The sequence below is a fragment of the Nocardia carnea genome (assembly GCF_029868855.1).
GTDB lineage: Bacteria > Actinomycetota > Actinomycetes > Mycobacteriales > Mycobacteriaceae > Nocardia > Nocardia carnea_A.
In genome coordinates, this window is record NZ_JARWOV010000060.1 from 1 (window position 1) to 11,677 (window position 11,677).

At 68.9% G+C, this 11,677-nt stretch carries 13 protein-coding genes; 3 read left to right on the forward strand and 10 right to left on the reverse strand.

Annotated features, from left to right (window positions below; translation table 11 throughout):
* Positions 1-221: 221 nt before the first annotated feature.
* Together QH195_RS05130 and dapA are read right to left on the reverse strand one after the other, a co-directional pair.
* The gene (locus QH195_RS05130; protein WP_280434492.1) at positions 222-2,231 is read right to left on the reverse strand and encodes a ribonuclease J; all 2,010 of its coding nucleotides are present in this window, start codon (positions 2,229-2,231) and stop codon (positions 222-224) included.
* Entirely contained in the window at positions 2,228-3,136 is a 909-nt protein-coding gene (dapA, locus tag QH195_RS05135; protein ID WP_033241455.1) for a 4-hydroxy-tetrahydrodipicolinate synthase, read from the reverse strand. Before dapA ends, QH195_RS05130 begins: the two co-directional genes overlap by 4 nt.
* Positions 3,137-3,284: 148 nt before the next feature.
* Between dapA and QH195_RS05140 the strand changes: the two genes are divergently transcribed.
* Positions 3,285-3,740, forward strand: a complete 456-nt coding sequence (locus QH195_RS05140; RefSeq protein ID WP_280424370.1) for a hypothetical protein — start codon at positions 3,285-3,287, stop codon at positions 3,738-3,740.
* On the opposite strand, the gene QH195_RS05145 is transcribed toward QH195_RS05140, so the two are convergent.
* From QH195_RS05145 to QH195_RS05175, 7 genes are all read right to left on the reverse strand, one after another.
* A complete protein-coding gene (locus QH195_RS05145; protein WP_280434493.1) occupies positions 3,741-4,832 on the reverse strand; it encodes a hypothetical protein in 1,092 nt (363 codons plus the stop codon). It abuts the gene before it with no gap.
* Positions 4,833-4,973: 141 nt separating this feature from the next.
* A complete protein-coding gene (locus tag QH195_RS05150; protein ID WP_280434494.1) occupies positions 4,974-6,290 on the reverse strand; it encodes a sensor histidine kinase in 1,317 nt (438 codons plus the stop codon).
* Positions 6,287-6,982 carry a response regulator transcription factor gene (locus tag QH195_RS05155; RefSeq protein ID WP_280424373.1) on the reverse strand — a complete coding sequence of 232 codons (696 nt, stop codon included), beginning with the start codon at positions 6,980-6,982 and terminating at the stop codon, positions 6,287-6,289. The genes QH195_RS05150 and QH195_RS05155 overlap by 4 nt, the downstream gene beginning before the upstream one ends.
* A 109-nt stretch (positions 6,983-7,091) precedes the next feature.
* Positions 7,092-7,544 (reverse strand): flavodoxin family protein, encoded by a 453-nt coding sequence (locus tag QH195_RS05160; protein WP_280424374.1) that lies wholly within the window; start codon positions 7,542-7,544, stop codon positions 7,092-7,094.
* A 72-nt stretch (positions 7,545-7,616) separates the two neighbouring features.
* Positions 7,617-8,063 (reverse strand): hypothetical protein, encoded by a 447-nt coding sequence (locus tag QH195_RS05165; RefSeq protein WP_280434500.1) that lies wholly within the window; start codon positions 8,061-8,063, stop codon positions 7,617-7,619.
* A gap of 62 nt (positions 8,064-8,125) precedes the next feature.
* The gene (gene dapB / locus QH195_RS05170; protein ID WP_280434495.1) at positions 8,126-8,878 is read right to left on the reverse strand and encodes a 4-hydroxy-tetrahydrodipicolinate reductase; all 753 of its coding nucleotides are present in this window, start codon (positions 8,876-8,878) and stop codon (positions 8,126-8,128) included.
* A gap of 374 nt (positions 8,879-9,252) precedes the next feature.
* Positions 9,253-9,420: a hypothetical protein gene (locus tag QH195_RS05175; protein WP_280434496.1), complete on the reverse strand. Its 168-nt coding sequence runs from the start codon at positions 9,418-9,420 to the stop codon at positions 9,253-9,255.
* Between the two features lie 25 nt (positions 9,421-9,445).
* On the opposite strand from QH195_RS05175, the gene QH195_RS05180 reads away from it, so the two are divergent.
* Positions 9,446-9,964, forward strand: coding sequence for a CGNR zinc finger domain-containing protein (locus QH195_RS05180; RefSeq protein ID WP_280434497.1), 519 nt, complete (start codon positions 9,446-9,448; stop codon positions 9,962-9,964).
* Here QH195_RS05180 and QH195_RS05185 read toward each other — a convergent pair.
* Positions 9,946-11,046 carry an alcohol dehydrogenase catalytic domain-containing protein gene (locus tag QH195_RS05185; protein ID WP_280434498.1) on the reverse strand — a complete coding sequence of 367 codons (1,101 nt, stop codon included), beginning with the start codon at positions 11,044-11,046 and terminating at the stop codon, positions 9,946-9,948. The genes QH195_RS05180 and QH195_RS05185 overlap by 19 nt on opposite strands.
* Positions 11,047-11,182: 136 nt before the next feature.
* Here QH195_RS05185 and QH195_RS05190 point away from each other — a divergent pair, with 136 nt between their 5' ends.
* Complete coding sequence (locus tag QH195_RS05190) at positions 11,183-11,578, forward strand: VOC family protein (RefSeq protein WP_280434499.1); 396 nt, start codon at positions 11,183-11,185, stop codon at positions 11,576-11,578.
* The last annotated feature ends 99 nt before the right edge of the window (positions 11,579-11,677 follow it).

The following is an 11,677-nucleotide window of genomic DNA, read 5'->3' on the forward strand; positions in this document are numbered from 1 at the left end:
GTTCAGGGAAAGCGATCACGGGTGGGGCTGTACCGCCGTTTGTGGTGCCGTCGTGGTTGTTTGTGGGCGGGGGTTTTTTGGTGGGTGGGCCCCCCTGCCCACCCCACAGCAGGGTCCCCCGACCCGGGTTTTGAGCCGTGCCCGCGGGGGGGGTGGTGGTTACCCCGGGCGGGTTTTCCGCGTTGTGCCCGCCGGGCGTCACCCGCGCCGGCGGGACGGTGTCAGACGCCGAGTACGGTCGGCACGATCATCGGCCGGCGCCGGTAGGTATCGGCCACCCAGCGCCCCACGACCCGGCGCACGCTCTGGGCGATACGGTGGGTCTCGGTGACGCCTTCTCCGGCCAGACGCAGCAGTTCCGCCTCCACCAGTTCGGCGGCTTCGGCCAGCGCGGTGGGATCGTCGGAGAAACCGCGACCGCTCACCTCGGGCGTGCTCACCGCTTTACCGGTGGTCGCATCGACGGCGACGGTGATGGCGATGAAACCACCCTCACCGAGGACCAGCCGATCCGACAGGGTCGATTCGCCGACATCGCCCACCGACAGGCCGTCGACATAGACATGCCCCACCGGTACCCGGCCGACGATGGAGGCGATCCCGTCGACCAGATCCACGACGACACCGTCTTCGGCCAGCACCACCCGGTCCTCGGGAACTCCCGTGGCGACCGCGAGCGCGGCGTTGGCGCGCAGATGCCGCCATTCCCCGTGCACCGGCATGGCGTTCGTCGGGCGGACCGCGTTGTACAGGTACAGCAGTTCCCCGGCCGAAGCGTGCCCGGAGACGTGGACTTTCGCGTTCTGCTGGGTGATCACCGTCGCGCCGAGCCGGGCCAGCCCGTTTACCACGGTGAACACCGAGTTCTCGTTACCCGGGATGAGCGATGACGCCAGCACCACCAGATCGTCGGCGCGGATATGGATCTGGCGGTGGTCACCGCGCGCCATCCGCGACAGCGCCGAAAGCGGTTCGCCCTGGGAGCCGGTGGAGATGAGGACCAGTTTGGCGGGCGGCAGGGTGGCAGCCTGGTCGAGATCGACGACCAGCCCGTCCGGCACCGTGAGATAGCCGAGATCCTGCGCGATCTGCATATTGCGCACCATCGACCGGCCGACGAAGCAGACGCGGCGGCCGTACTTCTGGGCCACATCCACGACCTGCTGGATACGGTGCACATGACTGGCGAAGGACGCGACGATGACCCGGCTGCGCGCCTTGCCGATCACGGTGTCCAGCACACCGCCGATCTCCCGTTCCGGAGTGACGAATCCGGGGACCTCGGCGTTCGTGGAATCGACCAGGAACAGATCCACGCCCTCGTCACCGAGGCGGGAGAAACCGGCGAGATCGGTGAGCCGGCCGTCGAGCGGAAGCTGGTCGAGTTTGATGTCACCGGTGTGCAGGATCGTCCCGGCGGGCGTCCGGATCGCGACAGCGAGCGCATCCGGGATGGAATGGTTGACCGCGAAATACTCGCAGTCGAACGGTCCGTGCTCGGTATGCTCCCCCTCGGTGACCTCGACGAGCCGCGGATGCAGCCGGTGCTCCCGGCATTTCGCGGCGACCAGGGCGAGCGTGAACTTCGACCCCACCACCGGGATATCGGGCCGTAGGCGCAGCAGGAACGGCACGGCGCCGATATGGTCCTCGTGCCCGTGGGTGAGCACCACCGCGGCCACATCGTCCATCCGGTCCTCGATCGGCCGGAAATCGGGCAGGATGAGGTCCACGCCCGGCTGCTGGTCCTCGGGGAACAGCACACCGCAGTCGACGATGAGAAGTTTGCCGCCGTATTCGAAAACGGTCATATTGCGGCCGATTTCGCCGATACCGCCGAGTGCGAACACCCGCAGTCCTTGACGTGGCAGCTTCGGCGGCAGCGGAAGGCGGTCCTGCGCGGCGGTTTCCGGGGGTACCGCGGGAACAGAGCGAGCGGAATCACCGCGGCCACGCCCGGACGGGCGTCCTTTACCCCGCCGCGGCTTGTCCCGCGTGGAGCGAGCGTCCGGTGCCGTCTCCGGCCGTACCGCCGTGGTTTCCGGTTCCTGCGCCGCGACTACCGGATCCGGTGCGGCCGGGGTCTCGGGCTCACGGGCGACGGGCGGTGCCGCGGGTGGCGCCGGTTCCGGCGCGCGGGCGGGTTCGGGCCGCGGGGCCGGCGCGGGCGCCGCGGGGCCGGCGTCGCGGCGGGCGGTGCGCCGGGGACGGCGGGCAGCGGGGTCGGTCATTCGAGCACCCCGGCGGCACGCAGGTCGGCGGCCAGATCCTCGAGCTGTTCCGGGCTCGGCATGATCTGCGGCAGTCGAGGTTCCCCCACGTCCACGCCGAGCAATCGGAGTCCACCCTTCGTCATCGCTACTCCGCCGAGCCGCGCCATGGCGGCATTCAGCCAGAGCAGGCTGGTGTTGATATCCCGGGCACGCACCACATCGCCGGCGGCGAATGCGTCAACCATCTCGCGCAGCCGCTCCGGCACCAGATGGCCGATCACGCTGATGAATCCGACGGCACCCATCGCCAGCCACGGCAGATTCAACATATCGTCGCCGGAGTAGAACGCGAGATCGGTTTCGGCGATCAGTGCGGCGCCGGCGTTCAGGTCACCCTTGGCGTCCTTGACCGCGACGATCCGCGGATGTTCGGCGAGTCGGCGAATCGTATCCGAGGCGATCGGCACCACCGATCTGGGCGGAATGTCGTAGAGGGTCACCGGAAGATCGGTGGCATCGGCGACGGCGGTGAAATGTGCGAACAGACCCTCCTGGGTCGGCCGCGAATAGTAGGGGGTCACGACCAGCAGGCCGTGCGCGCCCGCGCGCTGGGCATTACGGGCGAGTTCGATCGAATGCGCGGTGTCGTAGGTTCCGGCGCCCGCGATAACGGTGGCCCGGTTACCGACCGCGTCCACCACCGCCCGCAACAGATCCGCCTTCTCCGATTCGGTGGTGGTCGGCGATTCGCCGGTGGTGCCGGAGATCGCGAGCAGGTCGACACCCCGCTCGACCAGACGGTGCGCAAGGGTGACGCCGGTGTCTATGTCGAGCTTGCCCTCGGCGCTGAAGGGGGTCACCATCGCGACACCTACCGTGCCGGACGCGCTCAACACCGGAGGCGTCGATTCACCGTTCGTCATGGTCAGAAAGGCTACCCGGTCGCCGGGCAGGCCTCGACACCCTCGTCTGTGTTCTGGGCCGCGGGAACGAGTTATGACATCATTCCGACATCTATATGATGTCGCTCCAGGGGTTGTATGACATCACAATAGGCGCCACACTGATGTCATGGATCTGACCCGATACACCGCCCGAATTCGCGACGACCTGATCGCCGCGGCCGCCCTCGGCGACGAGAAAACGCAGGCCACGGCCGAGGCGCTCGCCAAGGCGGTGGAGAACTCGGCTCGGCTGGCCCTGCTCGCGGCGCTCACCGAACTCGCCGATACCGTCTCGACCGAGCTGGGCGACCGCACCGTACGGGTCTCGCTGCACGACGACGAAGCCACTGTCGAAGTGGGCCGCGCCCCGGCCGGTGACAACCCCACCTTCGAGGAAATGACCGGCGATATCAGCCGGGTGACCCTGCGGCTGGTCGAACAGGTGAAATCCCGGGCCGAAGAGGCCGCCGCGCAGAGCGGGCAATCCCTGAACTCCTGGATGGCCGGGGTGGTGTCGGGCGCGTTGCGCGATCAGATGCGTGGCGGCTACGGGACCGGTAAACGCGACGACACCACACCCTGATCAGGTCGAGACCAGGATTTCGCCGGTACTGCCGATCTCGGTACGCCGATCCCCGCCGGGTGCGCTCGCCAGGATGGTCGCCAGATTGCGCCGTCCGGCCGGGAGCACCCGGATGGTGACCGACCCGGAATTGGCGGCATCCAGCTCGCGCACGGCGAGATCGAGCACCCGCGCGCGCAGTGCCACCGCCACGCCGGCGAATCCGCCGTCGTCGAGCAGGAGGACTTCCACCCCGCGCGACCGCGCACCGCGGGCCGCGGCGTTGAGCTGATCGGTGACCAGCTGCGGTGCCCGCAGACCGTCCCGTAATTCGGCCTCCAGCAGGCGGCATGTCTCCCGATCGGCCGGTGTCAGTTCCACCCCGCGGGCGATTCGCTCCAGCATCGGCCTGGCCAGCTCGTCCAACCGGCTCAGCTGGCGGAGCCGTTCGGAATGCTCGGCCGCCATGGTCGCCTCGGCCGCCGCCCGCATGGCGACGTCGTCGTGCAGCAGGCGCAGCGAACGCTGCGTCGGCCGCAGGATCAGCGCACACACCGTGGCCCCGGCCAGGCAGGCCAGCGCGAGGATGGATACGAAGAGGGATCCGACCGAGATATCCAGCACGATATCCACGAAACCGACGACTGCCGCCACCGCCGCGGCGCCCGCCCACGCCGCGACGATCCGGCCGCGCACCGCCAATACAGCCAGCACGTAGGAGGCGGCGAAGGCCGCCCAGGGCTGGCGCACCGCGTCCTCGGCGGAGTTCAGATGTGTCGCCAGCACCGCCACCGGCCCCGCCGCGATCACCGCGGCAGTGGCGGGCCACGGCAGCGGGTCGCCGGGCAGCAGGACCAGAATCGCGCCGGCACCCAGCATCGCGGTGATCGCGACGAAGAACTGCGCGACCGGAACCTCGTTCCAGGACGGGGTGGTGTACAGCGTGATGGTCGCGGCGAGACCTACCCGGAACACCCAGCCGGACCGGCCGCGCATACCGAGCAGGGAGCGTAGCTCGAAATCCACCGCTCGCTCATCGAGGCCCGCCCTGCCGTGAACGACCGGCGCCCCCGCCACACCACCACCCGGTTTCTCGGTGAGTTGTTGCTTCACCGGCCACCGCCGACACACATCCTGGTTTCACACGGCTCCCATCGGTGGCCGGCCTCTCCACCCGCCCGGCGGTGCGTATGCCGCATCCCCTCCGGCCTTGTCCTGGACTGCGCCACCCTGGTGAACGGCCGGGCGTGCCCACTACGTTTCTCGGTCATCGTCGACACTTCCTGCGTTTCCCCACATCAAGGTGACCGTTGTCCCGTGTCCCGGTTCCGATTCCACGAAGCCTGCGCCGCCGGGCAACTGACGCATCCGGCCCAGAATGCTCGCCGAGATACCGAGCCGATCGGCCGGTACAGCCGACCGGTCGAAACCCGCACCGTCGTCACGGAAGACGACCAGCAGCCCGCCCGCGCCGACCGTAGCGATCACCTCACGGCGTACCGGACGACCCGGAACTCCGGCATGCCGCAGGCTGTTGCGAACCGCCTCGGTGAGCGCCGCGGCCAGCGGACCGGCCGCGGACAACGGCATCCGCAGTTCGTTCTCGTTCCCGCCACGGTGCACGGTGAACTCGATGTCGGGGTTGACCTCGTGCACGGCGGCCCGCAGGAATCCGACGGCCGAGTTCGCGTCCAGCAATCCGGTATCGGCACCGGCGAACCGGGTGGCGTCGAGCTGGTCGAGCGTGCGCCGCGCTTGTGCCCGCAGCACCGCCGAGGTGACGCCGGAACCGGAGCGGGAGGCATCCAGCAGTGTGGACAGCACCGCATCGTGGATGAGCACGGCGAAGCGTGCGCGTTCTCGCTCCCTGGCCGCTGTCCCCGCGACCGCCGCCGCGCGTTCGCCCGCGATCACCGATTCCCGGTCCACCCGCGCACCCGCCGCTCGCGCGTGCACGACACACCACAGGAACAGCAGACACAAACCGGCATTGCGGGCGACGTTGTCCACCACGGCCGGCACCGTGGTGTCGTCGAACATCACATACAGCGCGATACCCGGCGTCGCCGCAGTGACCGCCAGGTAGCCGACCGCCAGCCAAGGCCGCCAGGCCACCGCCGCCGCCAGCACACCGATCATGATCAGCCGATGCGCCCAGATCAGCCCCGGTGCTTCCGCGATCTCGTAGTAATAGGGCATCACCAGCGCCATCCCGGCGAGATAGCCCAGCGCGGCGGCACCCGCGACCGCACGCACGAGCTGCGGTCCCGCGATCAGCGATACCACCGCGAGTACCGGCAGCATCCCGAACGCGACGGTCACCGCGATCAAGGTCCAGACCAACGGGACCGGCCGATGCTGCACGATGATCTCGGGCAGTTCCAGCACCGCGGCGATCGTCCCGACCAGGCCGATCACCAGGCCGAACCGCCGGACCACCCGATCAGCGGCCGATTCGGGACCGGAATTACGCGAACGAACGAGCGATACCGCTACCGGCCACAGGTCTCGCAGCCGCCGCGGCCACAGGCCCGGGTGCGACGGCACCTCGACGGAGAAGGTCGCGCTCATGACCGGCGATGTTCGGGAACCGGCAACCAGCCGTCCTCGATCGCCCGCTTGTAGAGGTCTGTCTTGGTGGGTGCGGGCCGGCCCGCGTCGGCGTATTTCTGCCGGATCCGGCCCAGATAGTCGTTCACTGTCTGTTCGGAGAGCCCGGTCAGGCGCGCCACCCGGGATGCCTTCTCCCCAGAGGCGTACAGCGTGAGTACCTCTTCCTGGCGCGGGCTCAACCCGACGCTGGACAACTGCGGATCGCCGTCGATGGCGGCGGCCCAATCGGTGGTCACCACCTGCTCCCCGGACGCGGCGCGGCGCACCGCGCCGACCACGGTCGCCACATCCTCTGATTTACGGACCACACCCAGGACTCCGGCGCGGGCGGCCGAACGCACAAGGTACGGATTGTCGGCGCCCGTGAACACCAGCACCTCGACGCCGTGCTCGCGCAATGCCGTCACATTGTCCTCGGGGGTGGAATCATCGGCCAGTCGCAGATCCAGAACCACCAGGTCCAGGGCCGGCGCACCCTCGATCCGGCAGGCCGGATCGTCCAGTAGCCCGGCGACCGTGCCCGCGGTCGCCACCAATTCCAGGTCCGGCTCGGCCTCGAGCATCGCCACCAGGCCGATCGCCACCGATTCGTGGTCCTCGACCAGACCGATACGGCGTGGTCCCGTCCGGTCCCCGACGCTGTCCGTCACTCCACAACTCCCATCAGGCACGCCCCCGTCCAGAGCAGTATGGCGGTGTGCGCGCGCCGAAGTGAGCCCCAGATTCCAGGGGAACCGCCGAACCGCTGCGACGAATTCTCTATTGCATCAGCTGTGCCGCTACGGTCGCGCCCAGTTCCCAGCACGTTTCGAGGTCGTCCTTGCCCGGCTTACCCGACACCACCACGTAGTCGGCGGCTTTCGCCCACCCCAGACCGGTCGTGATGGAGGTGACTGCGCGCTCGGCTCCCTCGGTGCCCTCGTTGCCGTGCAGGTAGAGGCCGAACGGCCGCCCCCGCGTCGAATCGAGGCAGGGGTAGTAGATCACGTCGAAGGCGTGCTTCAGAGCGCCGCTCATGTACCCGAGGTTGGCCGGGGTGCCGAGCAGGTATCCGTCCGCCGCCAGTACATCCGCCGGCGATACGGCCAGCGCCGCTCGGCGCACCACCTCCACGCCTTCGATTTCCGGATCGGTGGCACCCGACACCACGGCCTCGAACATCGCCTGCATGAACGGCGACGGTGTGTGATGGATGATCAGCAACGTCGGCACACCGGCGAGCCTAGTCTGGGTGACCGCTCCCGGTGCACACGTGAACCGCGCCGAGGCGGTGGTTCGGCCCCGCTACCCCGTACCCGAGTTTCGTTCGTGGCGTTCCAGTTCCACCGCGCGGCGCATGGTGCTGCGCGCCCGGGCCCGATCGCCGGCGTAATCGTAGGCACGAGCCAACCGGTAGGAGATCCGCCAGTTGTCGGGGTCGGCCTCCCATTCCTTTTTCACTGTGAGGAACAACTCGTCCGCGGACGCCCGCTCGATCCGGCCGGAGGGACGGCGCGGGAGATCGTCGACAGCCAATTCCAGCCCCTCGTCGTGGATGCGGCGGGCCAGCCGTTGATGATCCAGCGCGGACCGGATGGTGGACACGACCATCCACACACCGAGCAGCGGCAGGATCAGAACCCCGGCACCCAGACCGATGGCTGCGATATCGCCGGAGGTCAGCAGTTCCACGGCGATCCGGCCCAGCCACAGAAAGTAGAAGATCAGCGCCAGGACGAGAAAGGCCACCATGGCGACGACCTTCACCACCGAGCGGTCCGGGGCCGGATCGCCGGTCGCGCCGCCGGACTCGCTCACAGGTCGAGGAAGGGATCGAGCCCGACGGTGAGGCCCGGCCGCCCGCCGATCTGCCGGACCCCCAGCAATACCCCCGGCGCGAACGACGAGCGGTCGATGGAATCGTGCCGGATGGTCAGCGTCTCCCCCTGGGTGCCGAACAGCACCTCCTGGTGGGCGACCAGCCCGGCCAGCCGCACCGAATGCACCCGTACCCCGTCGACCTCGGCGCCCCGCGCGCCATCGAGTTCGGTGGTCGTTGCGTCCGGAACGGGCGCGGCACCGGCCTGTTTACGTGCTTCGGCGATGATCCCCGCGGTCCGGTAGGCGGTGCCGGACGGGGCGTCGGCCTTGTTCGGATGATGCAATTCGATCACTTCGACAGATTCGAAGAATCGCGCCGCCTGTTCAGCGAACCGCATCGACAGAACCGCGCCGATCGCGAAGTTCGGGGCGATCAGCACTCCCACGTCGGGGCGGCCGGACAGCCAGCCCCGCACCTCGTCGAGGCGGGCGCTGTCGAATCCCGTGGTGCCGACCACGGCGTGAATGCCGTTGTCCACCAGGAAGCGCAGATTGCCCATCACCACGTCGGGATGGGTGAAATCGACCACGACCTGGGTGCCGGTCTCGGTGAAACGCGTCAGCGGATCGTCCTTGTCCACGGCGGCGACCAGTTCGAGGTCTCCCGCCGCCTCGACCGCGGCGCAGATGGCCTGACCGACCTTGCCCTGCGCCCCCAGAACACCCACCCGAATCGGTGTCGTCACCTCACCACTCCTACCTGATAGCCGGACCCAGCGAGTCTATGGCGCGCCGGCCGGCGCAAGACGGGCCCCCTCGACATTCTCGTGGCACCACTCACTCCGCGGTGTGAACCGACGGTGGGCGCGACCACCAGGAGCCGCGCGGGCACGACAAAGTCTCGGCGCGAACGCACCGGGCGAGCACGCGTTCAGCGGGTCCAGCGGATGTTCTGCGCCCGGCGCGACTCGATCCGTCCGGATTCGCCGCCCGCCGGCGCCCGATCGACCCGCCACGGCGATCGGCCCGCACTCGGCCCCGCCCTAGTGGTCGCTGTGGCCCCGGCTACCGGACAACGCCGACCCCGGACCGAGGGAGGGACCCGGACCTCAGGCACGGGTCAGCTCACCGGGACCACGGCGAAATCACTGTTCCCGGGTGTGGCCGTGACCGTATTCGCCTCGCTCACCAGCCATTGCCCGCAGACGCAACGCCAGTAGCGCACCGCACCGTGTGCGGACAGCAGGGTGGGCGCGGGCCAGTCACAGGCGGAGCAGGTGATCGTCATATCGCCAGCCTGGTGTAATGGTTCTATGCATTTCAACCCTTACGGTGGCGCCGCGGCCGAACTCGCGGCCCGGCTGGTCAACGCAGACCCCGGCCGAGACCTCGCGCTGCTACTCGCCGAGGCCGGGTACAAACCGATCGGCCCGGTGAGCCCGCGGCAGGAAGCCACCTTGCGGAGCTGGATCCAACGGCTCGACGAGGTCTTCCGCGCACCCGGTGTCGACCTGCTCAACGCGCTGCTGGCCGAGACCACGAGCCGCCCGTATATCTCGACCCACGACGGGCGCTCACCGCATCTGCACTACGCCGCCGAGAACGCCCCGATCGACGAACGGGTCAAGGCATACACCGCCGCCGGGCTGGCCGAACTGTTCTGCACGGCGCCGGACCGGATCGGCCGGTGCGCGCGACCGGAATGCACCCGCGTCTTCGTCGACACCTCGCGAAACGGGCGGCGGCGCTTCTGCTCCGATCGGTGTGCCAACCGGGTGAACGTCGCCAGGCACCGGGCGCGTACCGCGCCGGGTCAGAAGACGATCACTTGACGCAGGGCATGCCCGGCGGCCAATTCGTCCATCGCCCGGTTGATATCGTCCAGCCCGATCCGTGCGGAGATCAGTTTCTCCACCGGCAACCGGCCTTCCCGCCACATCCTCACGTACTCGGGAATATCGCGGGACGGAACAGCCGAACCCAGGTAGCTGCCCACGATCGAGCGCCCCTGCGCGACCAACCCCAGCGGCGAGATACTGGCTCGGGCTTCGGGTGACGGGAGGCCCACCGTCACCGTGGTACCACCCGGCGCCGTCGCGGCGACCGCGCTCTCGAACGCCCGGGCCGAACCCACGGCCTCGACCACCACCTCGGCCCGGATCTCCCCGTCGGCGACCTCTGCCGGAGTATGGGCGCCGGTGGCACCCAGATCGCGGGCCAGCTCCAGTTTCTCCGGGACGGTATCGACGGCGATCACCTCGCGGACGCCGAGCGATACCGCCACCAGCACCGCCGCCATCCCGACACCGCCGAGCCCGACCACCATCACACGGTCGGTAGCGGCCGGTTTCGCCGAGTTCAGCAGTGCCCCACCGCCGGTGAGGACCGCGCAGCCCAATACCGCGGCGACGTCCGGCGGCACGTCGTCGTCGACCGGGACCACCGAGCGGCGATCCACCACCGCATAAGTGGCGAATCCGGAAACGCCGAGGTGGTGGTGGACTTCTGCGCCGTCACGGCGCAACCGGCGGCCACCGGACAGGAGCTCCCCGGCATTGTTGGCGACACTGCCGGGAACACACGGGGTCCGGCCGTTCGAGGCGCAACCGGCGCATTCGCCGCAGCGGGGCAGGAACGTCATCACCACCCGCTGTCCGACGGGCAGCCCGGCACCCGGACCCGCGGCCTCGACCTTCCCGGCGGCCTCGTGACCGAGCAGCATGGGCACCGGCCGGACCCGATTGCCGTCGACCACGGAGAGGTCGGAATGGCAGATCCCGGCCGCTTCGATCCGCACCAGGATCTCGCCGGGGCCGGGTTCGGCCAGCTCGAGTTCGCCGACGGCGATCGGCGTGGACTCGGCATACGGCCCGGGTGCGCCGATCTGTTCCAGGACTGCCCCACGAATTCTCATGCGACCACGGTAGGCCGCGACCGGAACTTGCTCATTATCCGGATCGGACTATCCTGATCTGCCGTGACGGTGCTCCCGTTGGCCGCCTTGTACCGAGCCCGGGGTCGGGATCGTCACGATCCGAGGAGATTTTCCTTTGACCGTTCAGTTCAACCACACGATTGTCGGCTGCCGTGACAACCGGGTATCGGCCGAGTTCTGGGCCGATATCCTGGGCCTGGAATCAGGCCCCGAATGGGGACCGTTCATTCCCTTGCCCACCGCGAACGGGACGACCTTCGATTTCGCGAAGGTCCCGCCGCATATCACCGAGATCCAGGGCCAGCATTACGCATTCCTGGTCTCGGAAGCCGAATTCGACGCCGCCTACGCCAAGATCCAGCGCTACGGACTCGAGCACTGGGCCGATCCGCATCAGAACACGCCCGGCCGGATCAATCACAACGACGGCGGACGCGGCGTGTACTTCCTGGATCCCAGCGGGCACTACATGGAGTTGATCACCGTCCCGTACGGGGGTTGGCCGCAGTAACGCGAGCGGTGGGGGGGGGGGGGCGGCCGCCCCGCCCCCCGGGATTGCGCCCGCCCCGCGGGCCGCCCCCGCCCCCCCCCCCCCCCCGCCCGGCCGCGG